Genomic DNA, 25,962 nt, shown 5'->3' on the forward strand with positions numbered 1-25,962 from the left:
CAGGCCCGCGAAGAGGCCGGGGAAGGTTACAGATGCGACTCGGCGTACTCGGCCAGCACCGAACGGGGCACGCCCTGCAGGGTGATGTGCACGCCATGGGGGAAGTCCTTGAAGCGCTCGGTCAGGTAGGTCAGGCCCGAGCTGGTCGCGGACAGGTAGGGGGTGTCGATCTGCGCCAGGTTGCCCAGGCAGACCACCTTGGACCCGGAGCCGGCACGGGTGATGATGGTTTTCATCTGGTGCGGCGTCAGGTTCTGGCACTCGTCGATCAGGATCAGGCTCTGCTGGAAGCTACGGCCACGGATATAGTTCAGCGACTTGAACTGCAACGGCACGCGTTCAAGGATGTACTCGACGCTGCCATGGGTGCTTTCATCATCCATGTGCAAGGCTTCGAGGTTGTCGGTGATAGCACCCAGCCAGGGCTCCATCTTCTCGGCCTCGGTACCTGGCAGGAAGCCGATCTCCTGGTCCAGCCCCTGCACGCTGCGGGTGGCGATGATGCGCCGGTAGCGCTTGCTGACCATGGTCTGTTCGATGGCCGCGGCCAGGGCCAGGATGGTCTTGCCGGAACCGGCGGCACCGGTCAGGTTGACCAGGTGGATATCCGGGTCGAGCAGGGCGAACAGCGCCAGGCTCTGATGAATGTCGCGTGGCTTCAGGCCCCAGGCTTCCTGGTGCAGCAGCGGCTCCTGGTGCAGGTCGAGCAACAGCAGCTCATCGTTGCGGATGCCCTTGATCCAGCCGACGAAGCCCTGCTCATCGATGATGAACTCGTTGATATGCACTGCCGGCAGGTTGTCGATCATTTGCACACGGTGCCAGGTACGGCCACGCTCCTGGCGGGTATCGACCTTGCTCACCCGGTCCCAGAACGAGCCGGTGACCGAATGGTAGCCCTTGGACAGCAAGGAAACGTCGTCGACCAGTTGGTCGGTACTGTAGTCTTCGGCCGCGATGCCGCAAGCGCGCGCCTTCAGGCGCATGTTGATGTCTTTGGTGACCAGCACCACGTCCAGATCGGTGCGCCGGCTGCGTACTTCGAGCAGGGTGTTGATGATGATGTTGTCGTTGAGGTTTTCCGGCAGCAACTTGCTCGGTTCGTTGCGCGGGCTCATCAGGATCGACAGGAAGCCCTTGGGCCCGCTCTTGTTACGCTGGATCGGCACGCCCTGCTCGACATCGCTGGGCGAAGCGTCCCCGAGGGTCTGGTCGATCAGGCGGATGGCCTGGCGGCATTCTGCGGCAATGGTCTGTTTACCGGTCTTGAGCTTGTCGAGTTCCTCCAGCACCGTCATCGGGATGGCGACGTGGTGCTCCTCGAAGTTGAGCAATGCGTTGGGGTCGTGAATCAGGACGTTGGTATCGAGCACATACAGGATTGGCTTGCTGGAGGAAGGGTTGCGTCCTTGGTCATCCATACTCGGTCACCTTATGTCGAAGCCACACGGCGTGGTCTGTTACGCCGCAAAGTGACTGCCGGTCCTCCCGTATCCGCGTTGTTACGGGCGGGAAGCGAACCTGCCAAGGTGGGCCTGGATGACGCCACCTGTGCTGCAGGAATCGGCTGTCTGGTTTCTTCATACCGCAAAAACCATGACCGAAAAAAGCATTTTTACGCGTTTTTGAAGTTTATTTTTCCGATTGACGAAGAGGCCTTGGCGGCGAAGCCAGACGGGACTACAGTCAAAAGTCACACCCTCTATTCGCGATATCCATATTCCCGGCAATCCTCCCAGCCAATCCCGCTCTGTGCGGTATTACGCAGTAGCCACTCCACCGCCGGCTGGGCCTTGGGCAAGCTGTCATGGAACTGGATCACCCCCTTGCGCCATAGCAACATCAGGGTCAGCACCCGCTGCGCCGAGGCCTGCGCGCTCAGTGCGCCATCATCCTGGGCATCGATATCCCATAACGACACCCGCAACTGCTGGCTGGCCATGAAGGCTTCGCCATCGGCCCGGCGCTGGCCATAAGGCGGGCGGAACAGCGGCACATATTGGTCCGAAAGATCTGCCTGCACCCGCGCCTGGCTGCGCCGCAGCGAGTCCTGCCAGCCGGTCCATTGGGCATGGGAACGGTATTCCCAACCCTGGATACCCACGCACTGCCCACCATAAAGCTGGCGCAAGGCATGCGCCGTCCCGCTGTCGCGGCGTTGCTGCAGGCGGTTGCCAAGCACGAAGAAGGTACCGTCCAGCTTCTGTCGACGCAGGTAAGCGGTCAGCAGATCGGTATTGCCGCCAGCAGGCCCGGGCCCGCCGACGAAGGTCAGCAGGAACATGCGGTCGTTCAGTTCTTCACCATTGCGCTCGCGCGCAGACAGCCGCTGCACCTCACTGCTGGTCTGTGGCAGCAACGCCGCCTTGCGCAGTTGCTCGTCCAGGTAGCGTACATGGAACTGATGGCTTGGTTCGATCCAGCCGGTATAGAACGTGCCGACATCGGCGGCGAACGTCGCCGCTTGGGTGCGCAAATCAGCCATAGACGTCACCGGGTAGCAGAACGAGGCATCCTGCTCGCAACTGCGCTGCGCCTGTTGATAGCCCTGCCACAAGCGCTGCCACATGCGCGCCCGAACCTGGCGCACCTTCTGCAGGTTGATCTGCCGCAGCCCCAGCCGCGCCGCCAGCGCCGCATCGTCCAGTTGCTCGCTTTCGTGCAGCACCTGGGCGAACGAGAGGATTTCAGCCCGCGAGGCCACATCGAACAGCGCCGGGCTGTCCAGTTGCTCGGGCCACAGGCTGCGGTCCAGGCTTACCTGGGGTGAAGGGGCGGCTTGCACGGCCAGGCTCAGCAGAGCGGCCAGCAAGGCAGAGGCAATGCGCACGGTAGAAGGCTCCGCAACGGCGAAACGCGCACTATAGCGCCTGCGCCGCCCCATGGTCTGTGACTATCGTCGCCATAGTTTGGACTTGCACCGCCCAACCCGTAGAATCCCCGGCCAACGATGCCAGGAGCCGACCCGATGCTGACGGTGATTTCCCCCGCCAAGACCCTCGACTACGACACCCCGCCGGTGACCGAGCGTTTCACCCTGCCCCAGTACCTGGACGACTCCCAGGAACTGATCCAGCAGCTGCGCGAACTGTCGCCGGCGCAGATCAGCGAACTGATGCACCTGTCCGACAAGCTTGCCGGGCTGAATGCCGCGCGCTTCGGCAGCTGGACCCCGGACTTCACCCCGGCCAATGCCAAGCAGGCACTGCTGGCGTTCAAGGGTGACGTGTACACCGGCCTCGACGCCGAGAGCCTGGGCGAGGATGACTTCAGCTATGCGCAAGACCACCTGCGCATGCTCTCGGGCCTGTACGGCCTGCTACGCCCGCTCGACCTGATGCAGCCCTACCGCCTGGAGATGGGCACCAAGCTGGCCAACGCCCGCGGCAAGGACCTGTACGCCTTCTGGGGCACGCGCATCAGCGAATGGCTGAACCAGGCGCTGGCTGAGCAGGGTGATGACGTGCTGCTGAACCTGGCCAGCAACGAGTACTTCAGTGCGGTCAAACGCAGTGCCTTGAAGGCCCGGGTGATCAATGTCGACTTCAAGGACCTGAAGAACGGCCAATACAAGATCATCAGCTTCTACGCCAAGAAAGCCCGCGGCATGATGAGCCGCTTCGTCATCCAGCAACGCATCAGCGACCCGGAGCAGCTCAAGCAGTTCGATGTGCAGGGGTACTACTACAGTGCCGAGCAGTCCAAGCCGGATCACTTGGTGTTCCTGCGCGATCATCCTGCTGAGTAAGCCTGCACGGCCCTCTTCGCGGGTAAACCCGCTCCTACAGGTAATGCGTTACACCTGTAGGAGCGGGTTTACCCGCGAAGAGGCCCGTAGCCATGAAACATCCCTTCCCTGCCCCGCAACAGGGCACGCTTCATCTCGCCATCGCGCCACAAAACTGACGCCAAAAATCAGACGAACCTATCCTTATCGCAAAACGCCATAAGACCGCTCATAGGTTTTTTGACGAATTTTGGGAAAATTTTTTCGATGCTGGCATAAAAATATCTCGTAACAGTCTCACCCTTGATACACGGGGGTAAAACACTCGTGTGCTATCAAAGTGAAACTGTTCACAACTGAATAAATATTTAGAAATCTTTCATTCGGGCGAAACTCAGCCAGGAACTTCTGCTACGACCAATCGCTCATAGTGCCGTAACGATTTTCCTGCCTGCGGGTTGTGAGAGATGACTTACAGATGACAATGGCAGGTATCCACTACCCGCCTCGATAACTTCGACAGGCATTACGGTTTTATCCGAAATCCCTGTCCACGGAGGAGAGACGCGCCCCTTACAAATCGTCCTAGTGGTTGATTTCAAAGGATTTTTCCACTTGAAAAAACAAGCACAGCAACGCGCCACGTAGCGCTTTGCAATAAAGACGGCTGCATTTCAGGGCACGTTTTTTAGTTGATGGCTTTTTACTGCCAACTTTGAGTGCATAACTTTTGCGCTCCAGATTTATTTTGCCTGCGCTCGGCGAAGTGTGCATTCGCCATGGAGCCGTGCGCCCAAAAACTGTTGTTAATCAACCCAGCCCGGCGCTTCCCGGAGGCGCTGGCGTGATAAACACATGAGGTGATAGCGATGCGTATCAGCATCTTTGGTTTGGGTTATGTAGGTGCAGTCTGTGCAGGCTGCCTGACGGCGCGTGGCCATGAAGTGATCGGTGTGGACGTGTCCAGCACCAAGATCGACCTGATCAACCAGGGCAAGTCGCCCATCGTCGAACCTGGCCTGGAAGCACTGCTGCAACAGGGCATCGCCAATGGCCGCCTGCGCGGTACTACCGACTTCGCTGAAGCCATCCGTGCCAGCGACGTGTCGATGATCTGCGTGGGTACGCCCAGCAAGAAGAACGGCGACCTGGGCCTGGAGTACATCGAGTCGGTGTGCCGCGAAATCGGCTACGTGCTGCGTGACAAGACCAGCCGCCACACCATCGTGGTGCGCAGCACCGTACTGCCGGGCACGGTCAAGAACGTGGTCATCCCGATCCTCGAGGACTGCTCGGGCAAAAAGGCCGGTGTCGACTTCGGTGTCGCGGTCAACCCGGAATTCCTGCGTGAAAGCACCGCGATCAAGGACTACGACCAGCCGCCGATGACCGTCATCGGTGAACTGGACAGCGCCAGCGGCGACGTCCTGCAGGCCCTGTACGAAGAGCTGGACGCGCCGATCATCCGCAAGCCGGTCGAAGTGGCCGAGATGATCAAGTACACCTGCAACGTGTGGCATGCCACCAAGGTCACCTTCGCCAACGAAATCGGCAACATCGCCAAGGCCGTCGGCGTCGATGGCCGTGAGGTGATGGACGTGGTCTGCCAGGACAAGGCGCTGAACCTGTCCCAGTACTACATGCGCCCTGGCTTCGCCTTCGGCGGCTCGTGCCTGCCCAAGGACGTACGCGCCCTCACCTACCGCGCCGCCAGCCTCGATGTGCGTGCACCGCTGCTCGACTCGCTGATGCGCAGCAACGAATCGCAAGTGCAGAACGCCTTCGCCCTGATCGAAGCCCACGACAAACGCAAGGTCGCCCTGCTTGGCCTGAGCTTCAAGGCCGGCACCGACGACCTGCGCGAAAGCCCGCTGGTGGAACTGGCCGAGCGCCTGATCGGCAAGGGCTACCAGCTGGACATCTACGACGAGAACGTCCAGTACGCCCGTGTCCACGGCGCCAACAAGGACTACATCGAGTCGAAGATCCCGCACGTGTCGTCGCTGCTCAACGGCGACTTCCAGAAGGTGATCGACAACGCCGACATCATCGTCCTCGGCAACCGTGACGAGCAGTTCCGCGCACTGGCCCAGCAGGCGCCAGCCGGCAAGCACGTGATCGACCTGGTCGGCTTCATGAGCAAACCGACCTGCGCCACCAGCCGTACCGAAGGCATCTGCTGGTAAGTGCTCGGCCGGGCGACGCAAGCCTCCCCACTTGCGTCGCCCTCCCTTTCCGAATTCTCGACGGATGCTGAACATGCAAAGGCTCCAGACAGTGCTGTTGCAGTGCGCCGGGTGGCTGCTCTACATGAGCCTGCTCATGCTGATCGCCCTGGCCCTGCCAGCCGATATCTTCGACTCACAGTCGAAGCACTTCATCTTCCTGGTCGGCGCAGTCGGCATCTGGCGCTATTCCATGGGCGCCACCCATTTCATCCGCGGCATGATCTTCCTCTACGGCGTGTACCCGTACCTGCGCCGCAAGGTGCGGAAAATGGGCCAGGCCGCCGACCCGTCCCACGTGTACCTGATGGTGACCAGCTTCCGTATCGAAGCGCTGACCACCGCCCAGGTGTACAGCTCGGTGATCCGCGAGGCGATCAACTGTGGCTTCCCCACCACCGTGGTCTGCTCGCTGGTGGAAATGTCCGATGAACTGCTGGTGAAAAGCCTGTGGGCCAAGTACAACCCACCCGCCCACGTGAAGCTGGACATCGTGCGCATCGCCGGTACCGGCAAGCGCGATGGCCTGGCCTACGGCTTCCGTGCCATCTCGCGCATGCTGCCGGACGAGAACGCCGTGGTGGCGGTGATCGACGGCGACACCGTGCTGGCCGATGGCGTGGTGCGCAAGACCGTGCCATGGTTCAAGCTGTTCCCCAACGTCGGCGGCCTGACCACCAACGAGTTCTGCGAAGTGCGTGGCGGCTACATCATGAGCGAGTGGCACAAGCTGCGCTTCGCCCAGCGCCACATCAACATGTGCTCGATGGCCCTGTCCAAGCGCGTGCTGACCATGACCGGGCGCATGTCGATGTTCCGCGCCAGCGTGGTGACCAACCCTGAGTTCATCGCCGACGTCGAAAGCGACTCGCTGATGCACTGGCGCCTGGGCCGCTTCAAGTTCCTCACCGGTGACGACAAGTCCAGCTGGTTCAGCCTGATGCGCCTGGGCTACGACACCTTCTACGTGCCGGACGCCGCCATCAACACGGTCGAACACCCGCCGGAGAAGAGCTTCTTCAAGGCCAGCCGCAAGCTGATGTACCGCTGGTACGGCAACAACCTGCGGCAGAACTCCCGCGCGCTGGGCCTGGGCCTGCACCGCCTGGGGCTGTTCACCAGCATCGTGCTGTTCGACCAGCGCGTGTCGATGTGGACCAGCCTGCTGGGCCTGACCGTGGCGGTGATCGCCAGCCTCAAGTTCGGCCTGGGCTTCCTGCTGGTGTACCTGCTGTGGATCGGCATCACCCGCCTGATCCTCACCATCATGCTGTTGTGCTCCGGCCACAACGTCGGCCCGGCCTACCCGCTGATTCTCTATTACAACCAGATCATCGGCGCGCTGATGAAGATCTACGTGTTCTTCCGCCTCGACAAACAGTCGTGGACGCGTCAGCCCACTGCCCTCAAGCGTGACCTCGCCAGCTTTCAACAATGGTTCAACACCTGGTCCTCGCGGACCATGACCTTCTCGGCTGCCAGCATCTTCGTCGCTGTGCTGTTCATGGTCGTGTGAGCCCAACCCGGATCGGATCTAACAGGAACAAACCACCATGAATACCGCCGTGAACGTCAATGTCGTGCATGAGTCCGAAGCCCAGCGCCAACATGCCCGGGTGCGCATTCCCGCCAAGCTGCGTTTCCTGGACGCCCAGCGCCAGACCCACGAAGTGAAGGTCGATGACCTGTCCGCCGGTGGCCTGAGCTTCCATACCAAGCAACAGCTGGCGGTGGGCGATGTGCTGCGCGGGCGCCTGCAGTTCGTGGTCGACAACCTGGGGCTGTCGATCGACATCGAGTTCCAGGTGCGCTCGTACCACCCCGACAGCGGCCGTACCGGTGCGCAGTTCCAGAACCTCGAACCACGCGACATCGCCACCTTGCGGCACATCATCACCACGCACCTGTCGGGTGAGCTGATCAGCGTCGGCGACGTGCTCAGCACCCTGCAGCGCGACAACTTCACCAAGGCGCGCAAGCAGAAGGACGGTGGCAATGGCCTGAGCGCCTTCGGCCGGCTCAAGGCGGTCACCGTCACCCTCGGCGTGTTCGTGGTCGGCGTGGCGGCCTTCGGCTTCGTCGCCAAGTCGCTGTACGGCATGTACTTCGTCAGCCATGCCGAAGCCGGCGTGGTCGCGGTACCGACCACCAACGTCACCATGCCGCGCGACGGCACCGTCAACAGCCTGGTCGAAAGCGGCGGGCAGATCGCCAAGGGTGCGCCACTGGCCAGCTTCACCACCAGCATGCTGGACATGCTCAAGGGCAACCTGGAAGACGCGCAACTGGAGCCGGCGAAGATCGAAGAGCTGTTCGGCAAGCAGCTGTCCGGCACCCTCACCAGCCCCTGCGATTGCGTGGTCGCCCGCCAGCTGGTGGACGACGGCCAGTACGCCGCCAAGGGCCAGCCGATCTTCCAGCTGATCCCACGTACCACCAACCCGATGGTCGAGGCACGCTTCAGCTACCGCCAGTTCGACGAGGTCAAGCCGGGTACCCGGGTCAACTTCCAGGTCGCCGGCGAAGACGAAGTGCGTACTGGCCAGATCGTCAGCAGCACCAGCCTCAACAGTGAAGACCTGTCTTCCGACATCCGCGTGCAGATCAAGCCCGACAGCGCCATGCCGGCTGAACTGGCCGGGCGCCCTACTTCGGTCAACAGCGACCGTGGCCCCTCGCTGAACTGGCTGATCGACAAAGCCGTGGCCCGTGGTCTGTAAGAGGATCGGACAATGATCTCTGACACCAACACATACCATGTAGGAGCGGGCTCGCCCGCGAAGAGGCCAGCATGGGCAGCATCGCCGGCCATGCCAATTCGCGGGCTTGCCCGCTCCCACAGGGTGCGAGTAAACCTGGGACTATGTGGCCTGGCCATGGCCATCACCATCACCCTGGCCGGCTGTGCCGGCCTGCCTGACCAGCGCCTGGCCAACGAAGCCATGAAGCGCGGTGACACGGCGCTGGCCGAACGCAACTACAAGGCCCTGGCCGACCTGGGCTACAGCGATGCGCAAGTGGGCCTGGCCGACATCAAGGTGGCCACCCGCGACCCGGCGCAAGTCAAGGAAGCCGAGGCCACCTACCGCGCCGCCGCGGCCACCTCGCCACGTGCCCAGGCGCGCCTTGGCCGCCTGCTGGTGGCCAAGCCCGACAGCACCCAGGCCGAGCGTGAAGAAGCCGAGACCTTGCTCAAGCTCGCCGCCCAGCAAGGTGAAAGCAATACCCTGATCCCGCTGGCGATGCTCTATCTGACCTATCCGCAGAGCTTCCCCAAGGTCAACGCACAGCAGCAGATCGACCAGTGGCGCGCCGCCGGCAACCCGGAAGCGGGCCTGGCCCAGGTGCTGCTGTACCGCACCCAGGGCACCTACGACCAGCATCTGGGCGAAGTGGAAAAGATCTGCAAGGCCGCCCTGAACACCACCGACATCTGCTACGTCGAGTTGGCCACCGTGTACCAGAAGCGTGGCCAGGCCGACCAGCAGGCCGCCCTGCTCGATCAGCTCAAGGCCGCCTACGCCCGCGGCGCAGTACCGGCCACCCGGGTCGACAGCGTTGCCCGGGTGCTGGCCGACCGCAGCCTCGGCCAGACCGACGAAAAAACCGCCAAGGAGCTGCTCGAACAGGTGGCCCCGGCCAACCCGGCGTCCTGGGTCAGCCTGGCCCAGCTGGTGTACGACTTCCCCGAACTGGGCGACAACGACCAGTTGCTGGCCTACATCGACAAGGGCCGCGAAGCCGAACAGCCACGCGCCGAACTGTTACTGGGGCGCCTGTACTACGAAGGCAAGACACTGCCTGCCGATGCGGCAAAAGCCGAGCAACACCTGCAGGCCGCCGCCGATGCCGGCGAAATCAGCGCCCATTACTACCTGGGCCAGCTGTACCGCCGCGGCTACCTGGGCAACGTCGAGCCGCAGAAGGCGGTCGACCATCTGCTGGCCGCCGCCCGTGGCGGGCAGAACAGCGCCGACTACGCCCTGGCCCAGCTGTTCAGCGAAGGCCATGGCATCCGCCCTGAACCAGGCAACGCCTGGGTGTTCGCCCAGCTGTCGCAGGTAAACCCGACGCCGCAGTCCAGCGAACTGCTGCAACAGCTCGACCAGCAACTCACGCCTGACCAGCGCAGCCAGGCCCAGCGCCTGCTGGCGCAGGAGAAGCAGGCCCGCGGCAGCATGGCCCAGGGCAGCAACAGCACCCTGGCCCTCGAAGCCCTGCAAGACGACGAAAAAGAAGTAGACGGTGAGGACTCGCTATGACGCTCAATCCCTTCGTGAAAGCCGGCATCGGCCTGAGCTTCGCCCTGCTGTGGTCCTGCCCGACCCTGGCCGACATGACGGCCCAGAAAAACTTCGGCCTCGATGTGAAGATCACTGGCCAGTCCGAAGACGACCGCGACCTCGGCACCCGCTCCGGCGGTGACGTCAACGGCCTGGGCCTTGACCTGCGCCCCTGGGTGTATGGCGAGCGCGGTAACTGGAGCGCCTACGCCATGGGCCAGGCTGTGGCCGCCACCGACACCATCGAAACCGATACCCTGCGCCAGAACGACGACGGTAGCGCCACCGACACCAGCAACCACGGCCGTACGCCAGACAAGAGCTACCTGGCCATGCGTGAGTTCTGGGTCGGCTACAGCGGCCTCACGCAGTACCCCGGCGAACAGCTGCGCCTGGGCCGCCAGCGCCTGCGCAGCGACGATGGCATGTGGCGCGATACCAACATCGAGGCGCTGAACTGGACCTTCGACACCACCCTGCTCAAGGCCGACCTGGGCGTGGCCCAGCGCTTCAGCGAATACCGCACCGACCTGACCGAGCTGGCCCCGGAAGACAAGGACCGCACGCACATCTACGGCAACCTCGCCACGCAGTGGACACCTGGCCACTGGGTAGGCGTACGTGCCCACCACAGCCACGACAGCGGCAGCCTGAAGAACCCGGGCGAAACCATCGACGGGCTGGACAAGACCCGCACCGGCGACCTCACCTGGCTGGGCCTGGAGGCCAACAGCGACGCCTACAACTGGCGCAACGATCACACCGTCAACTACTGGGGCAGCGTCACCTGGCTGACCGGTGACCGCGACACCCTGAGCAGCCAGGCCGTAGGTGACGAACAGGTCGCCACCGGCAAACAGAGCGGCGACGTCAACGCCTGGGCCACCGACCTCGGTATCCGCCTGCGCCTGGACCCGCAATGGCAGGTCGGTGCGGCATACGCCCGCGGCAGCGGCGGCGGTGGCGACGACGGCTCGAACAACTTCGAGCAGACTGGCCTGGAGAGCAACCGCTCCAACTACACCGGCACCCGCTCACGCGTGCACCGCTTCGGCGAAGCCTTCCGCGGCGAGCTGGGCAACCTGCAGGCGGCCACCCTGTTCGCCTCCTGGCAACTGCGCGACGACTACGACGCCAGCTTCATCTACCACAAGTTCTGGCGTGTCGACGGCAACCAGAACATCGGCTCCAGCGGCATCAACGCGGTGGTCAACGACAACGGCGTGAACCGCCCACTGGTAGACGGCGAAAAAGACCTCGGCCAGGAAATGGACGTGGTCGTGACCAAGTACTTCAAGCAAGGCCTGTTGCCGGCCTCGATGAGCCAGGCCATCGACGAGCCCTCCGCGCTGGTGCGCCTGCGCGCCGGCGTGTTCAAGCCAGGCGACGCCTACGGCAAGGAAACGGACTCGTACATGCACCGCGCCTTCGTCGATGTGATCTGGCGCTTCTGAGGCCGGTAGAGGACTTACCGTTATGAACCTTCACCCGCACTTACGTCACAGCCTGCTGGCCAGCGCCTTGCTGCTGGCCTCGGGCCTGGCCAGCGCCGCAGAGCCCCAGGTGATCGCCAAGGAGCTGCAGCAGGCCAAGACCTACACCGTGGCCAGCGCGCCGATCGAGCCGCTGCAGATGGACCCGCCCAAGCTGCCCGACCTGACCGGCTACACCGCCCAGGCCGTGCAGAAGAAGATCGACCGCCGCCACAAGGGCAAGGTCAGCCTGCGCCGCATGTTCCAGGAGGACACCCTCAAGGAGTTCGTCGGCGGTGACAACAAGGCAGCCGAGTGGGTGCAGCGCCAGCACGGCATCCCGCAGGCGATCTTCGTCGATGACGGCCATGTCGACCTGGTCGAGCTGAGCAAGAAGGTACCCCGGCAGTACCTCAGCGAAGTCGAGCCAGGGGTTTACCTGGCGCGTCTGCCGATCGTGGTCGGGCAGAAGGGCATCCTCGAGATCGACGGCAAGGTCAAGCAGCTGCGCCTGTCCCAGGAGGGCGGTTCGTTCCTGGTCAACGACGGCAAGCTGTTCGTCACCGACACCCAGGTAACTGGCTGGCGGGAAAAGGACAACGGCCCGGCGACCTTCCGCTCGCCCAAGGAATTCCGCCCGTTCCTGCTGTCGTGGGGCGGCACCGAGACCTACATCGTCAACAGCAAGATGGCCAGCTTCGGCTACGCCAAGTCCAAGTCGTATGGCGTGAGCATCTCGCAGTACACACCGAACATGGCCAAGCGCATGGGCCGCCCGGAGCCCACCGGCTGGATCATCGGCTCGGAGTTCAGCGACATGTGGTACGGCTTCTACTGCTACGAGACCCAGGATTTCGTGGTCAAGGACAGCACCTACCGCGACAACATCGTCTACGGCATCGACCCGCACGACCGTTCGCACCGGCTGATCATCGCCGGCAACACGGTGCATGGCACCAAGAAGAAGCACGGCATCATCGTTTCGCGTGAGGTCAACGACAGCTGGATCATCAACAACAAGAGCTACGACAACAAGCTCTCCGGCGTGGTGATCGACCGTAACAGCGTCAACAACCTGGTGGCCTACAACGAGATCTACCGCAACCACACCGACGGCATCACCCTGTACGAAAGCGGCGACAACCTGATCTGGGGCAACAAGCTGATCAACAACCGCCGCCACGGCATCCGCGTGCGTAACAGCGTGAACATCCGCCTGTACGAAAACGTCGCCATGGCCAACGGCCTGGTCGGCGTGTACGGCCACATCAAGGACCTTTCCGACACCGACCGCGACATCGCCCTCGACCCGTTCGACACCAAGGTGTCGCTGATCGTGGTCGGCGGCGAGCTGGCGGCCAACGGCTCCGGCCCGTTGTCGATCGACTCGCCGCTGTCGGTCGAGCTGTACAAGGTGTCCATGCTCGCCCCGCGCAAGGCCAGTGGCATCAGCCTCAACGGCATCCTCGGCGAACGCCAGGACGAAATCCTCGACCTGCTGGTGCGCCAGCAGAAGGCTGTGCTGATCGACCCGGTCGAACGCCAGACCGAAATGATCGATTAAGGAAGCCCAGACCATGACTCCACACCTGATGAAACTGCTGGGCCTGTCCGCCGCCCTCCTGGCGATCAGCCAGGGCGTGCGCGCCGAAGAGGTCAAGGCCCCGACCTTCAGCGCCGAGCCCTGCTGCCAGCTGTGCCCCGAAGCGCACGACGCCAGCCGCTACACCACCCGCTACCAGCAGAACTTCACCACGCTGGTGCAGGCCCAGGGTGACTGGCTGTTCCGTACCCGCGAAGACCTGCGCACCGAGTTCAACACCACGCCGGCCGGCTACAAGCGCCTGCAGCAGGTGCACGACGCATTCAAGAAGCGCGGCGTGGAACTGGTGGTGGTGTACCAGCCGACCCGTGGCCTGGTGAACCGCAACATGCTCAACCCGGCCGAGAAAGCCGCGTTCGACTACCAGAAGGCCCTGGGCAACTACCAGGCCATGCTCAAGCGCTTCGCCAGCATGGGCTACAACGTGCCCGACCTGTCGCCGCTGACCAACGAGCAACTGGCCGCCGCCGACCAGGGCAAGGACTTCTACTTCCGTGGCGACCAGCACTGGACGCCGTACGGCGCCGAGCGCGCGGCCAAGATCGTGGCCGACACCGTGCACAAGATGCCGGCCTTCGAAGGCATCCCGCGCAAGGAATTCGAAACCCACAAGTCCGGGCGCATGGGCAAGACCGGCACCCTGCACAACGTCGCCGGCCAGCTATGCGGCACCAGCTACGCCGTCCAGTACATGGACCAGTTCGCCACCGAACCGAAAGGTTCCAGCGGCGGCGACGACCTGTTCGGTGACGGCGGCAACGCGCAGATCACCCTGGTCGGCACCAGCCACAGTGGCAAGAACTACAACTTCTCCGGTTTCCTCGAACAGTACATTGGCGCCGACGTGCTCAACGTCGCCTTCCCTGGCGGCGGCCTGGAAGGCTCGATGATCCAGTACCTGGGCAGCGAAGAATTCCAGAACAACCCGCCGAAGATCCTGATCTGGGAATTCTCGCCGCTGTACCGCCTGGACCAGGAAACCATCTGGCGGCAGATCCTTGGCCTGCTCGACGACGGCTGCGATGACCGACCGGCGCTGATGAGCGCCAGCACCACCCTCAAGCCCGGCAACAACGAGCTGATGGTCAACGGCAAGGGCGGCGTGATCAAAAACCTGGTCAACCGCAACCTGCAGATGGACGTCAAGTTCGAAGACCCGTCGGTGAAGGTGCTGCAGGCCACCCTCTGGTACCTCAACGGCCGCCACGAGGACATCAAGCTGGAAAAACCGGAAACCTCCGAAACCGACGGCCGCTTTGTCTTCCAGATGCGCGAAGACGAGGACTGGGCCAGCCAGAGCCTGCTGGCGTTCGAGATTCAGGGGCCGGAAAGCGGCACCCAGAAGGTCGAGGCCAAGCTCTGCAAACGCAACAACTTCGCCATGCCTGCGCAGACCGCGCAGGCCGGCCAGTGAGGCGACCATGACTGCATTCAAACCAATCTTCAGCCCCGCCCTGCTTGCCTTGGCCCTGTTTGGCAGTGCCGCGCATGCCGCCCTGGTGCCACCGCAGGGGTATTACGAGGGCATCGAGCAGTTGAAAACCGGGGACGGCAATTTCCGCTGTGAAGCGGCACCCAAGCCATACACCGGCGCACTGCAGTTCCGCAGCAAGTACGAGGGCTCGGACAAGGCCCGGGCAACGCTCAACGTCGCCTCGGAGAAAGCCTTTCGCAAGTCCACCGCGGACATCACCACACTGGAAAAGGTCGTGAGCAAGATGGTCGGCCAGTACATGCGTGACGGCCGCCCGGCGCAGCTCGACTGCACCCTGGCCTGGCTGGGCAGCTGGGCGCGTGCCGATGCGCTGATGTCGACCGACTACAACCACACCGGCAAATCCATGCGCAAATGGGCGCTGGGCAGCATGAGTGGTTCGTGGTTGCGCCTGAAGTTCTCCAACTCGCAGCCGCTGGCCGCGCACCAGGCCGAGGCAGAGCTGATCGAAAAATGGTTCGCCCGCCTGGCCGAGCAAACCGTGCGTGACTGGAGCAACCTGCCGCTGGAAAAGATCAACAACCACAGCTACTGGGCGGCCTGGTCGGTGATGGCCACGGCCGTGGCTACTGACCGCCGCGACCTGTTCGACTGGGCGGTGAAGGAATACAAGATCGGCGCCAACCAGGTCGACGAGCAGGGCTTCTTGCCCAACGAGATCAAGCGCAAGCAGCGCGCCCTGGCCTACCACAACTACGCCCTGCCACCACTGGCGATGATCGCCAGCTTCGCCCAGGTCAATGGCGTGGATGTGCGTGGCGAGAACGACAATGCCCTGCAGCGCCTGGCGCAGCGGGTATTGGCCGGGTCGAAGGACCCCAGCGCGTTCAAGGCCCGCAATGGCCAGAAGCAGGACATGAAAGACCTGAAGATCGACAGCAAGTACGCCTGGATGGAGCCCTACTGCAGCCTGTATGCGTGCAGTGGCGACACCCTGCAGCGCAAGCGCGGCATGCAGCCGTTCAACAGCTTCCGGCTGGGCGGCGACCTGACCCGGGTCTACGACCCAAGCGCAGAATCGAAAAAGTAACGCAAAGCTCTTGTAGGAGCGGGTTTACCCGCGAAAGGGCCGGGCCTGCCATGTGCGGTGCCTGTGCCGGCCTCTTCGCGGGTAAACCCGCTCCTACAGGGATCTAGGTAGCCCGCCACATTTGTGTGGGGGGTTTGGGGGGCGCTGTGCCCCGGATGCTGTGAACAAAAAGGAGAACCGGGATGGTCTTCTCGTCCAACGTGTTCCTGTTCCTGTTCTTGCCGATTTTCCTCGGCCTGTACTACTTGAGCGGGCAACGTTATCGCAACCTGCTGCTGCTGATCGCCAGCTACATCTTCTATGCCTGGTGGCGGGTGGACTTCCTCGCCTTGTTCGCCGGGGTCACCCTGTGGAACTACTGGATCGGCCTGAAAGTCGGCGCCGCCGGCGTGCGCACCAAGCCGGCCCAACGCTGGCTGCTGCTGGGCGTGGGCGTCGACCTGGCGATCCTCGGCTACTTCAAGTACGCCAACTTCGGTGTCGACAGCCTCAACGCGATCATCGCCTCGTTCGGCCTGGAGCCGTTCATCCTCACCCATGTGCTGCTGCCGATCGGTATCTCGTTCTATATCTTCGAGTCGATCAGCTACATCATCGACGTGTACCGCGGCGACACCCCGGCCACCCGCAACCTGATCGACTTCGCCGCGTTCGTGGCGATCTTCCCGCACCTGATCGCCGGCCCCGTGCTGCGCTTCAAGGACCTGGTCGACCAGTTCAACAACCGCACCCACACCCTGGACAAGTTCTCCGAAGGCTGCACCCGCTTCATGCAGGGCTTCATCAAGAAAGTGTTCATCGCCGACACCCTGGCGGTGGTGGCCGACCATTGCTTCGCCTTGCAGAACCCGACCACTGGCGACGCCTGGCTCGGCGCCCTGGCCTATACCGCGCAGCTGTATTTCGACTTTAGCGGCTACAGCGACATGGCCATCGGCCTGGGGCTGATGATGGGCTTCCGCTTCATGGAGAACTTCAAGCAGCCGTACATCAGCCAGTCGATCACCGAGTTCTGGCGACGCTGGCACATCAGCCTGTCGACCTGGCTGCGCGACTACCTGTACATCACCCTGGGCGGTAACCGCAAAGGTACCTTCAACACCTACCGCAACCTGTTCCTGACCATGCTGCTGGGCGGCCTGTGGCACGGCGCCAACTTCACCTACATCATCTGGGGCGCCTGGCACGGCATGTGGCTGGCCATCGAGCGGGCGCTGGGCATCGACACCAACCCGCAGCGTTTCAACCCGGTGAAATGGGCCTTCACCTTCCTGCTGGTGGTGTGCGGCTGGGTGATCTTCCGCGCCGAGAACCTGCATGTGGCCGGCCGCATGTACGGCGCCATGTTCAGCTTCGGCGACTGGCAACTGTCGGAACTCAACCGCGCCCAGCTCACTGGCTTGCAGGTAGCCACCCTGGTGCTCGCCTACATCACCCTGGCGTTCTTCGGGCTGCGTGACTTCTACCGCAACGCCAAGCCGACAGCCAAGGCCACCCCGGTGCAAATCAACAGCGACGGCACGATTGGCCTGGACTGGACCCGGGTGATGACCCGCGCCCTGGTCCTGCTGCTGTTCGTGGCCTCGATCCTCAAGCTTTCGGCGCAGAGCTACTCGCCGTTCCTTTACTTCCAGTTCTGAGGTTGATGACATGACCCGGACATTACGCATCACCTATTCACTGTCGTTCCTCGGCCTGCTGGTGGGCATGGGCGCCTGGTCCACCGGTGGCCTGCAGAATTTCCAGCGCACCGAGCAGATGAGCCTGCTCGACGGCAAGCTGGCCAAGGCCGCCGAAACCCACTACGACGAGCAGTTCCCGATCAAGCGCCTGGGCACCAACCTGTGGGCGGCGATGGACTTCAAGCTGTTCAACGAAGGCCGCCCCGGCGTGGTGCTGGGCCGCGACCAGTGGCTGTTCAGCGACGAAGAGTTCAAGCCCACCGCCGGTGCCGAGCAGTTGATGCAGGAAAACCTGGCGCTGATCCGTGGCGTGCGCGACACCCTGCAGCAGCATGGCAGCCAGCTGGTGCTGGCGATCGTGCCGGCCAAGGCGCGGGTATACGCCGAGTACCTGGGCAAGGAGCTGCCGGCCAGCCTGCATGACGACTTGTACAACCAGTTCCATGCCCAGGCGCGCCAGGCCAACGTGTTCGCCCCGGAACTGATGGCACCGCTGGAACAGGCCAAGGCCCGTGGCCAAGTATTCCTGCGCACCGACACCCACTGGACGCCGATGGGCGCCGAAGTGGCGGCGCAGGCACTGGCCGAGGCAGTGGCTCGGCAAAGCCTGCTCAACGGCGACCCGCAAACCTTCATCACCGAAGCCGGCAACACCGCCCCGTACAAGGGCGACCTGACCAACTTCCTGCCACTGGACCCGCTGTTCAGCAACCTGCTGCCGGCCCCGGACAACCTGCAGCAGCGCACCACCCGGCCAGCCGAGGCCGAGGGTGACGCCGATGACGCACTGTTCGCCGACCAGCAGATCCCGGTCGCGCTGGTGGGCACCAGCTACAGCGCCAACCCGCACTGGAACTTCCTCGGCGCGCTGCAGCAGGCGCTGCGCAGCGACGTGGCCAACTATGCCGAAGACGGCCATGGCCCGCTGCTGCCGATGCTCAAGTACCTGCAAAGCGATGCCTTCAAGAACGCCGCACCGCAAGTGGTGGTGTGGGAATTCCCCGAACGTTATCTGCCAATGAAGAACGACCTCAGCAGCTTCGATCCGCAGTGGATCGCCCAGCTGAAAAACACCCGTAAATCCGAAGAAAACCTGGCCCTGTCGTCCACCCGGACGAACCACTGATCAGAGGAAATCGCACATGACTACCAAGACTTCCATTGCCAAAGCCCTCACCCTCGCGGCCGGCCTTTCCCTGGCTTCGCTGCAGGCCTTCGCCGGTGCCGACGCGGCGCTGTACGGCCCGAGCGCGCCAAAAGGCTCGACCTTCGTGCGCCTGTACAACGCCTCCAGCGCCCCGACTGCCGCCAGCGTCGGCAACACCCAGATCAAGCAGGTTGGCGCCCAGGCCAGCAGCGACTTCAGCTTCCTGCCAGGGGGCGACTACACCGCCCAGGTCGGCGGCAAGAGCGTGCCGGTCAAACTGGCCGCGGACAAGTATTACACCCTGGTCAACAGCGCCAGCGGCAACCCGCAGTTGATCGAAGAACCGCCGTTCAAGAACAAGCAGAAAGCCCTGGTTCGCGTGCAGAACCTGAGCGACCAGCAACTGACCCTGAAGACCGCCGACGGCAAGACCGAAGTGGTCAAGCCGGTGGCCGCCAGCGGCCGTGGCGAGCGCGAAATCAACCCGGTCAAGGTCAACCTGGCGCTGTATCAAGGAGACAAGAAAGTGGGTGACGTCAAACCCGTCGCCCTGGAACGCGGCGAAGCCGCAGTGCTGTACGTAACGGGTTCCGGCAACGCCTTGTCGCCGGTGTGGGTAACTCGCCCCGTGGCTAGCAACTGATCCCCCTGCCTGTAAACGACTATTGGAGAAACATGATGATCCCGGTAATTCTTTCTGGTGGTAGCGGTTCGCGTCTGTGGCCTCTGTCGCGCAAGCAGTTCCCCAAGCAGTTCCTGGCCCTGACCGGTGAACACACCCTGTTCCAGCAAACCATCGAACGCCTGGTGTTCGAAGGCATGGATACGCCGATCGTGGTCTGCAACAAGGACCACAAGTTCATCGTCCAGGAGCAGCTCAACGCTCTGAAACTGGAAACCCAAGGCATCCTGATGGAGCCGTTCGGCCGCAACACTGCGCCAGCCGTGGCCATGACCGCGATGAAGCTGGTCAACGAAGGCCGCGACGAGCTGATGCTGGTGCTGCCTGCCGACCACGTGATCGATGACCAGAAGGCCCTGCAACGCGCCCTGGCCCTGGCCACCGTGGCCGCCGAGCGTGGCGAGATGGTGCTGTTCGGCGTGCCGGCGACCAAGCCGGAAACCGGCTACGGCTACATCCGCTCCAGCCAGGACGCGCTGCTGCCCGAAGGCGTGGCACGGGTCGCGCAGTTCGTCGAGAAACCCGACGAGAAACGCGCCGCCGAATTCGTCCGGGCCGGTGGCTACTTCTGGAACAGCGGCATGTTCCTGTTCCGCGCCAGCCGCTTCCTCGAAGAGCTGAAAAAGCACGACGGCGACATCTACGACACCTGCGTGCTGGCCCTGGAGCGCAGCCAGGAAGACGGCGATGTGCTGAGCATCGACGACGCCACCTTCGCCTGCTGCCCGGACAACTCCATCGACTACGCGGTGATGGAAAAGACCCAGCGCGCCTGCGTGGTGCCGATGTCGGCCGGCTGGAGCGACGTAGGCTGCTGGTCGTCGCTGTGGGAAGTGCACGACAAGGACGACAATGGCAACGTCACCAAGGGCGATGTGGTGGTGCAGGACAGCCACAACTGCATGATCCACGGCAACGGCAAGCTGGTATCGGTGATCGGCCTGGAGAACATCGTGGTGGTCGAGACCAAGGACGCCATGATGATTGCCCACAAGGACAAGGTCCAAGGCGTCAAGCAGATGGTCAAGACCCTCGACGAGCAGGGCCGCACGGAAACCCAGAACCACCTGGAAGTGTATCGCCCGTGGGGCTCGTACGACTCGGTGGACATGGGCGGCCGCTTCCAGGTCAAGCACATCACCGTCAAGCCCGGCGCCAGCCTGTCGCTGCAGATGCACCACCACCGCGCCGAGCACTGGATCGTGGTGTCCGGTACCGCCGAGGTGACCTGCGACGAGAACGTGTTCCTGCTGACCGAGAACCAGTCGACCTACATCCCGATCGCTTCGGTGCATCGCCTGCGCAACCCGGGCAAGATCCCGCTGGAGATCATCGAAGTGCAGTCCGGCAGCTACCTGGGCGAGGATGACATCGAACGCTTCGAGGATGTGTATGGGCGCACCTCCACACCGGTCGAGCGTGGGGTTTCGGTGAAGACCATCGCGCAGTAAAGCTGCAAGCTATAAGCTGCAAGCCGCAAGAAAAAGCGGGACGGTGGAGAACCCACAATCTTGGGTTCAATGCCGCCCCGCTTTTTCTTGTAGCTTGCAGCTTGCAGCTTGCAGCTTGCAGCTCCAAGATGTGCCGAGCCTCGAACGGAATCTGCACATCATGATCATCGGTGCCTTCCTCATCCTCACCTGGCTGGTGCTGCTGTTGCGCTACCCGGCCAAGGCCCTGCCGATCTCGCTGGCTGCCGTGTTTGGCCTGGGCCTGGTAGCCCTGTTCGTCATCTGGCAGGACAGCCGTGAAACTTCGCAACTGGCCCGCCTGGACCTGCGCCTTAGCTACGCCCCCGAAGACTGCCCTGCCGACCGCGCCTTGCAGGTCCGCATGAAGAACGGCAACAAAGTGCCGCTCACCGAACTGCGTTGGCGGGTAGCGGCGTATGCGCCGGGCGATACCGTGAACCTGGCCGAGAATACCTACAGCGCCCCGCGCTATCGTGGGCCGGGTGAATTGCAGCCAGGGGCCGAATGGAAAGACTGCCTGCCATTGCCGCCGCTGCGCTCCGGGTATCGGCCACAGACCCTGGAGTTTCGGGCAGAGCACCTGCAAGGTACATTTGCCAATTGATTTATTGCCTGTACTGGCCCTATCGCCGGCAAGCCAGCTCCCACAGGTACTCCACCGCTTTCAAGGACTGTGGAGTACCTGTGGGAGCTGGCTTGCCGGCGATAGGACCAGTACAGGCTACACATCTCTCACCTTGATCAAAGGCCCCAACCATGCCCACCGTCCTGATCACCGGTTGTTCCAGCGGCATCGGCCGCGCCCTGGCCGACGCCTTCCGCGATGCCGGCCACCACGTCTGGGCCACCGCCCGCAAGCTTGAGGATGTCGAGCAACTAAGTGCCGCCGGCTTCAGCGCCCGGCAACTGGACGTGAACGACAGCGCGGCGCTGGCCCGCCTGGCAGAGGAACTGGACAGCCTCGATATCCTGATCAACAACGCCGGCTACGGCGCCATGGGCCCGTTGCTCGATGGCGGTGTGGACGCTCTGCGCCAGCAGTTCGAAACCAACGTCTTCGCCGTGGTCGGCGTCACTCGCGCGCTGTTCCCGCTGCTGCGTCGCTCACGGGGGCTAGTGGTGAATATCGGCAGTGTATCCGGCGTACTGGTCACCCCGTTCGCCGGCGCCTACTGCGCCTCGAAGGCCGCCGTGCATGCCCTGAGCGATGCCCTGCGCCTTGAGCTGGCACCGTTCGGCGTGCAGGTGATGGAAGTGCAACCCGGGGCGATTGCCTCGCAGTTCGCCAGCAATGCCCAGCGCCAGGCCGAGCAGGTGCTGGCGGCGGACTCGGCGTGGTGGCCGTTGCGTGAACATGTGCAGGCGCGGGCGCGGGCTTCGCAGGACAAGCCGACTTCGGCGGCGGTGTTTGCCAAGGGCGTGCTGGCGGCGGTGAGCAGGTCGCCGGTACCGGCTGTGGTGCGCTTGGGCAATGGCAGTACGGCGTTGCCGTTGATGGCCCGGTTGCTACCGCGGCGGTTGCTGGATTGGGCGTTGCGCAAGCGCTTTGGGCTGCTGCGACCGCTCTGATTCTTTGCTTGCCTGTGCTGGCCTCTTCGCGGGCTTGCCCGCTCCCACAGGTATTGCACCAGCTTCGGGATCACACTACTCCTGTGGGAGCGGGCAAGCCCGCGAAGAGGCCGGTACAGGCAGTAGACAATCAGGCAATGGACCGCAGCACCCCGCCATCCACCCGCAACGCCGCCCCGGTTGTAGCACTGGCCTGCATCGATGCCAGATACACCACCATGTTGGCCACCTCCTCAACCGTCGCCAGGCGCTTGATCAGCGAGGTCGGCCTATGCTCGGCGAGGAAGTTGGCCTCCAATTCTTCAGTCGACACACCCTGCTCCTCAGCCAGCCTGGCAAAGAAGTCACCCACACCCTCCGAACGGGTAGGCCCCGGCAGCACCGAGTTCACCGTCACCCCGGTACCGGCCAGGGTTTCGGCCAAACCACGCGACACCGCCAGCAATGCAGTCTTGGTCATGCCGTAGTGAATCATCTCGGTCGGGATCTGCAGCGCCGACTCACTGGACAGGAACACCACCCGCCCCCATTTGCGTTCGGCCATGCCTTGGGCATAGTGGCGCGACAGGCGCACCGCGCTGAGCACGTTGACGTCGAAGAAACGCTGCCAGTCTTCGTCTTCGATCTCGAAGAACGGCTTGGGCTCGAAGATGCCCAGGTTGTTGACCAGGATGTCGGTATGCGGCACCTGGTCGAACAGCTTTTGCGCACCTTCCTGGGTGCCGAGGTCGGCAGCGATGCCGATGATGCGCGCTTGTGGCAAGCGTTCGCGCACGGTCTTGAGGGCTTCATCGACCCGGGCCTGGGTGCGGCCGTTGAGCACCACTTCGGCCCCCGCCTCGGCCAGGCCGATGGCGATGGCCAGGCCAATGCCGGCGGTGGAACCGCTGACGATGGCGCGCTTGCCGTTCAGGGAAATGTGCATCTTTGCCTCCTAGGTAATCAGGAAAATTGCTGGGGCTGCTTTGCAGCCCTTCGCGGGCAAGCCCGCTCCTACAGGCGAACGCGATCCCCTGTAGGAGCGGGCTTGCCCGCGAAGGGCGGCAAAGCCGCCCCGTTTCAAGCTTTCTTCACCGGTTGCTGATCAAACGCCTGCCAACCACCACCCAAGGCCTTGTACAGCCCCACCAAGGCCTGCGACACCGCCGCCGAACTGTCGATCCACTGCTCCTCGCTGGCCAGCAATGCACCCTGCACCGTCAGTACATTGAGAAAGTCCACCGCCCCTTCCACATACTGACGCTGAGCAGTCTCCAGGGCGATGCGGTTCTGCCGCACCGCTTCGGCCAAGTGGTCACGCCGCAACTGGCTGGCGTTGTACAGGCGTAGCACATCGTCAATCTCATGCCAGGCCCCCAGCACCACCTTGCGATAGTTCAACGCCGCTTCCTGCTGCTGCGCCTCGCGCAACTCCAGGGTGCCCTTGAGCCGGCCGCCCTCGAAGATCGGCAATGAAAGCTGTGGCCCAAAGGCAAACCGGCGCGAGTCCCAGGCGCCGAAGTCGGACAACTGCATGGCCTGGAAGCCGACACTACCCGACAGCCGGATGCTCGGGTAGAAGTCGGCCTTGGCCACGCCTATGCTGGCGGTGGCAGCATGCAGGCGAGCCTCGGCCTGGCGGATGTCCGGCCGGCGCTCGGCCAGCTCGGACGGCAAGCCGATGGCGAACTTCTGCTGCGGCGCAGGCAGTTCGCCGCCCTGCAGCAACTGGGCCTGCAGGCTGCGCGGCGGTTCGGCGGCGAGCAGGCTGAGGGCGTTGATCAGGTCATCGCGCCGGGCTTCGAGGCTGGGCAGACGTGATTCGATGGACGCCACCTGGGCACTGGCCTGGGCTACGTCGAGGCGGGTAGCGACGCCTTCGGCCTGGCGATTTTCCGACAGCTTCAGGCTGTGCTGGGCGACCTTGAGGTTGTCGCGAGTGACATCGATGGTGTGCTGCACCGCACGCAGCTGGATGTAGTTGCCGGCAGTTTCCGACAGCAATGCCAACAGCACACCGCGGCGGTCGTTCTCGGCCACTTCGACCGTGGCATCGGCGGCTTCGACCTGGCGCCGCACGCGGCCCCACAGGTCCAGTTCCCAGCCGGCCACCAGGTCGCCCTGCCAGAGGTTGAAGGCCGCCTTGCCCGCCTTGCCGGAAGGGTCGCTCAGGCCTTCGGCGCTGTTGCGGGCGCGGCTGTAACCGGCGTTCACATCCACCGACGGCACTTCATCGGCGGCCACGGTGCTGCGCAGGGCACGGCTTTGCAGCAGGCGGGCGCTGGCCATCTGCAGGTCGAGGTTGCGCGCGGCAACGCGCTCGATCAAGGCACTCAACTGGGCATCGTGGAAGCTTTCCCACCAGCGCAGCTCCAGCGGTTCGGCCTGCGGCTGGCTGGCCGCCGCCTCGCCTTGCAACGGCGCCCATTGTTGCGGTGCCTGGCTGTCGGGGCGCAGGAAGTCCGGGCCCATTGTGCAGCCAGCCATCAGTACGGCCAGCAGCAATGGGCTCACGCGTAATGCCGCTTTCATCGTGCGCTCACCTCTTTGCCGTCCAGCTTGTCGCCACGGGTATCGATGGTCGCTTCCACCGACATGCCCACGCGCAAGCGGGCGAGCAGCGGCTGGCCATCATCGAAAACGATCTTCACCGGAATGCGCTGCACCACCTTGGTGAAGTTGCCGGTGGCGTTGTCCGGCTTGACGGCGGCGAAGGTCACGCCGGTGGCCGGGGCGATACTTTCCACATGGCCTTGCAGCTTCTCGCCGGAGAAGGTGTCGACGCTGATGCTCACCGGCTGGCCCGGCTGCACGTGGGTCAGCTGGGTTTCCTGGAAGTTGCCGACCACATAGGCCTGTTGCAACGGCACCACCGACAGCAGGCGAGCACCCGGGTTGACGTAGGCGCCGACCCGCAGGGCGCGCTCGCCGACCATGCCGTCCACCGGCGCGGTGATGCGCGTGTAGGACAGGTCGAGCTGGGCTTTTTCCAGGCCGGCTTCGGCGCGTTTGAGCTGGCCGTCGGCACTGGCCACCTGAGCAGTGAGAATGTCCACCTGCTTGCGCGCCGCCACCAGCGCTGCCTGGGCGTTGGCCAGCCGCGCGCGAGCCTGGTCGACCCTGCTGCGTGCCTGCTGGGCATTCTGCACGGTACCGGCGCCCTGTTCGGCCAGGCGGCTGTAGCGGTTGACCTCATGGTCGGCGAACGCAGCTTCGGCCTGGGCCGCTTTCACCGCGGCTTCGGCCTGGGCAATCAACGCGGCCTGGCGTTCGAGGGTGGCGCGGGCATCGGCGCTTTGCGCCTTGGCCACCAGCAATTGCGCCTGCGCCGCATCCAGCGCGGCCTGGTAGTCACGCGCATCGATGGTCGCCAATAGCTGGCCAGCCGTGACCTGCTGGTTGTCCTCTACCAGCACCTCCTTGATGAAGCCGGCAACCTTGGGCGCGACCACGGTGTAGTCGGCGATCACATAGGCGTCATTGGTGCTCTGGCGGTGGTCGCTGCCGAACATCCAGGGGCCGACGATGCCAGCCAGGACGGCCACGGCGAGCACCGAGCCGATGAACAGGGTTTTGCGGTTGTTGGTCATATCAGC

The 25,962-nt window shown here is 63.5% G+C and carries 20 protein-coding genes; 15 read left to right on the plus strand and 5 right to left on the minus strand.

The genetic code is table 11. The annotated features are described in order from the left end of the window. Positions 1–26 precede the first annotated feature (26 nt). Positions 27–1,421 carry a PhoH family protein gene (locus TZ03_RS14355; protein WP_051098608.1) on the minus strand — a complete coding sequence of 465 codons (1,395 nt, stop codon included), beginning with the start codon at positions 1,419–1,421 and terminating at the stop codon, positions 27–29. 281 nt (positions 1,422–1,702) lie between these two features. Beyond that, positions 1,703–2,830 (minus strand): polysaccharide deacetylase family protein, encoded by a 1,128-nt coding sequence (locus tag TZ03_RS14360; protein ID WP_051098609.1) that lies wholly within the window; start codon positions 2,828–2,830, stop codon positions 1,703–1,705. 138 nt (positions 2,831–2,968) lie between these two features. Between TZ03_RS14360 and yaaA the strand changes: the two genes are divergently transcribed. The 15 genes from yaaA to TZ03_RS14435 all read left to right on the plus strand — a co-directional run bounded on the left by yaaA (position 2,969) and on the right by TZ03_RS14435 (position 22,387). Continuing rightward, a complete protein-coding gene (yaaA, locus tag TZ03_RS14365) occupies positions 2,969–3,748 on the plus strand; it encodes a peroxide stress protein YaaA (protein WP_051098611.1) in 780 nt (259 codons plus the stop codon). Between the two features lie 848 nt (positions 3,749–4,596). Beyond that, a complete protein-coding gene (locus TZ03_RS14370; RefSeq protein WP_051098613.1) occupies positions 4,597–5,913 on the plus strand; it encodes a nucleotide sugar dehydrogenase in 1,317 nt (438 codons plus the stop codon). A 73-nt stretch (positions 5,914–5,986) separates the two neighbouring features. Then, positions 5,987–7,468 carry a glycosyltransferase family 2 protein gene (locus tag TZ03_RS14375; RefSeq protein WP_051098615.1) on the plus strand — a complete coding sequence of 494 codons (1,482 nt, stop codon included), beginning with the start codon at positions 5,987–5,989 and terminating at the stop codon, positions 7,466–7,468. A gap of 37 nt (positions 7,469–7,505) precedes the next feature. Next, positions 7,506–8,672, plus strand: coding sequence for an alginate biosynthesis protein Alg44 (locus TZ03_RS14380; protein WP_051098617.1), 1,167 nt, complete (start codon positions 7,506–7,508; stop codon positions 8,670–8,672). 90 nt (positions 8,673–8,762) lie between these two features. Further along, positions 8,763–10,214: an alginate biosynthesis TPR repeat lipoprotein AlgK gene (gene algK, locus TZ03_RS14385; protein ID WP_051098619.1), complete on the plus strand. Its 1,452-nt coding sequence runs from the start codon at positions 8,763–8,765 to the stop codon at positions 10,212–10,214. Beyond that, positions 10,211–11,689, plus strand: coding sequence for an alginate export family protein (locus tag TZ03_RS14390; protein WP_051098621.1), 1,479 nt, complete (start codon positions 10,211–10,213; stop codon positions 11,687–11,689). The genes algK and TZ03_RS14390 overlap by 4 nt, the downstream gene beginning before the upstream one ends. Before the next feature lie 22 nt (positions 11,690–11,711). Further along, complete coding sequence (algG, locus tag TZ03_RS14395; RefSeq protein WP_051098623.1) at positions 11,712–13,271, plus strand: mannuronan 5-epimerase AlgG; 1,560 nt, start codon at positions 11,712–11,714, stop codon at positions 13,269–13,271. Between the two features lie 13 nt (positions 13,272–13,284). Next, complete coding sequence (locus TZ03_RS14400; protein ID WP_051098624.1) at positions 13,285–14,724, plus strand: alginate O-acetyltransferase; 1,440 nt, start codon at positions 13,285–13,287, stop codon at positions 14,722–14,724. Between the two features lie 7 nt (positions 14,725–14,731). Next, entirely contained in the window at positions 14,732–15,835 is a 1,104-nt protein-coding gene (locus tag TZ03_RS14405; RefSeq protein WP_051098627.1) for a mannuronate-specific alginate lyase, read from the plus strand. Positions 15,836–16,017: 182 nt separating this feature from the next. Next, positions 16,018–17,475, plus strand: coding sequence for an MBOAT family O-acyltransferase (locus tag TZ03_RS14410; protein WP_051098629.1), 1,458 nt, complete (start codon positions 16,018–16,020; stop codon positions 17,473–17,475). Between the two features lie 10 nt (positions 17,476–17,485). Next, the gene (locus tag TZ03_RS14415) at positions 17,486–18,643 is read left to right on the plus strand and encodes an alginate O-acetyltransferase (RefSeq protein ID WP_051098631.1); all 1,158 of its coding nucleotides are present in this window, start codon (positions 17,486–17,488) and stop codon (positions 18,641–18,643) included. Between the two features lie 16 nt (positions 18,644–18,659). Beyond that, positions 18,660–19,307 carry an alginate O-acetyltransferase AlgF gene (locus tag TZ03_RS14420; protein WP_051098633.1) on the plus strand — a complete coding sequence of 216 codons (648 nt, stop codon included), beginning with the start codon at positions 18,660–18,662 and terminating at the stop codon, positions 19,305–19,307. A 35-nt stretch (positions 19,308–19,342) separates the two neighbouring features. Then, positions 19,343–20,797, plus strand: coding sequence for a mannose-1-phosphate guanylyltransferase/mannose-6-phosphate isomerase (locus TZ03_RS14425; RefSeq protein WP_051098635.1), 1,455 nt, complete (start codon positions 19,343–19,345; stop codon positions 20,795–20,797). Between the two features lie 160 nt (positions 20,798–20,957). Next, the gene (locus tag TZ03_RS14430) at positions 20,958–21,422 is read left to right on the plus strand and encodes a hypothetical protein (protein ID WP_051098637.1); all 465 of its coding nucleotides are present in this window, start codon (positions 20,958–20,960) and stop codon (positions 21,420–21,422) included. A 152-nt stretch (positions 21,423–21,574) separates the two neighbouring features. Next, positions 21,575–22,387: an SDR family oxidoreductase gene (locus tag TZ03_RS14435; protein WP_051098640.1), complete on the plus strand. Its 813-nt coding sequence runs from the start codon at positions 21,575–21,577 to the stop codon at positions 22,385–22,387. A gap of 130 nt (positions 22,388–22,517) precedes the next feature. Here TZ03_RS14435 and TZ03_RS14440 read toward each other — a convergent pair whose 3' ends face one another. The 3 genes from TZ03_RS14440 to TZ03_RS14450 form a co-directional block, all read right to left on the minus strand. Next, a complete protein-coding gene (locus TZ03_RS14440) occupies positions 22,518–23,312 on the minus strand; it encodes an SDR family NAD(P)-dependent oxidoreductase (RefSeq protein WP_051098642.1) in 795 nt (264 codons plus the stop codon). 134 nt (positions 23,313–23,446) lie between these two features. Further along, entirely contained in the window at positions 23,447–24,898 is a 1,452-nt protein-coding gene (locus TZ03_RS14445) for an efflux transporter outer membrane subunit (protein ID WP_051098644.1), read from the minus strand. Further along, positions 24,895–25,956, minus strand: coding sequence for an HlyD family secretion protein (locus tag TZ03_RS14450; protein WP_051098646.1), 1,062 nt, complete (start codon positions 25,954–25,956; stop codon positions 24,895–24,897). The genes TZ03_RS14445 and TZ03_RS14450 overlap by 4 nt, the downstream gene beginning before the upstream one ends. Positions 25,957–25,962 lie beyond the last annotated feature (6 nt).

The organism is Pseudomonas sp. 10-1B (assembly GCF_000935045.1).
Taxonomy (GTDB): domain Bacteria; phylum Pseudomonadota; class Gammaproteobacteria; order Pseudomonadales; family Pseudomonadaceae; genus Aquipseudomonas.

Excerpts from the sequence above, each read along its gene's own strand:
- TZ03_RS14430 (WP_051098637.1), top strand. The coding sequence starts at position 20,958 with ATGATCATCGGTGCCTTCCTCATCCTCACCTGGCTGGTGCTGCTGTTG.
- TZ03_RS14425 (WP_051098635.1), top strand. The coding sequence starts at position 19,343 with ATGATCCCGGTAATTCTTTCTGGTGGTAGCGGTTCGCGTCTGTGGCCT.
- TZ03_RS14375 (WP_051098615.1), top strand. The coding sequence starts at position 5,987 with ATGCAAAGGCTCCAGACAGTGCTGTTGCAGTGCGCCGGGTGGCTGCTC.
- algG (WP_051098623.1), top strand. The coding sequence starts at position 11,712 with ATGAACCTTCACCCGCACTTACGTCACAGCCTGCTGGCCAGCGCCTTG.
- TZ03_RS14400 (WP_051098624.1), top strand. The coding sequence starts at position 13,285 with ATGACTCCACACCTGATGAAACTGCTGGGCCTGTCCGCCGCCCTCCTG.
- TZ03_RS14380 (WP_051098617.1), top strand. The coding sequence starts at position 7,506 with ATGAATACCGCCGTGAACGTCAATGTCGTGCATGAGTCCGAAGCCCAG.
- TZ03_RS14415 (WP_051098631.1), top strand. The coding sequence starts at position 17,486 with ATGACCCGGACATTACGCATCACCTATTCACTGTCGTTCCTCGGCCTG.
- yaaA (WP_051098611.1), top strand. The coding sequence starts at position 2,969 with ATGCTGACGGTGATTTCCCCCGCCAAGACCCTCGACTACGACACCCCG.
- TZ03_RS14420 (WP_051098633.1), top strand. The coding sequence starts at position 18,660 with ATGACTACCAAGACTTCCATTGCCAAAGCCCTCACCCTCGCGGCCGGC.
- TZ03_RS14390 (WP_051098621.1), top strand. The coding sequence starts at position 10,211 with ATGACGCTCAATCCCTTCGTGAAAGCCGGCATCGGCCTGAGCTTCGCC.
- TZ03_RS14440 (WP_051098642.1), bottom strand. The coding sequence starts at position 23,312 with ATGCACATTTCCCTGAACGGCAAGCGCGCCATCGTCAGCGGTTCCACC.
- TZ03_RS14450 (WP_051098646.1), bottom strand. The coding sequence starts at position 25,956 with ATGACCAACAACCGCAAAACCCTGTTCATCGGCTCGGTGCTCGCCGTG.
- TZ03_RS14435 (WP_051098640.1), top strand. The coding sequence starts at position 21,575 with ATGCCCACCGTCCTGATCACCGGTTGTTCCAGCGGCATCGGCCGCGCC.
- algK (WP_051098619.1), top strand. The coding sequence starts at position 8,763 with ATGCCAATTCGCGGGCTTGCCCGCTCCCACAGGGTGCGAGTAAACCTG.
- TZ03_RS14405 (WP_051098627.1), top strand. The coding sequence starts at position 14,732 with ATGACTGCATTCAAACCAATCTTCAGCCCCGCCCTGCTTGCCTTGGCC.
- TZ03_RS14410 (WP_051098629.1), top strand. The coding sequence starts at position 16,018 with ATGGTCTTCTCGTCCAACGTGTTCCTGTTCCTGTTCTTGCCGATTTTC.
- TZ03_RS14355 (WP_051098608.1), bottom strand. The coding sequence starts at position 1,421 with ATGGATGACCAAGGACGCAACCCTTCCTCCAGCAAGCCAATCCTGTAT.
- TZ03_RS14445 (WP_051098644.1), bottom strand. The coding sequence starts at position 24,898 with ATGAAAGCGGCATTACGCGTGAGCCCATTGCTGCTGGCCGTACTGATG.
- TZ03_RS14370 (WP_051098613.1), top strand. The coding sequence starts at position 4,597 with ATGCGTATCAGCATCTTTGGTTTGGGTTATGTAGGTGCAGTCTGTGCA.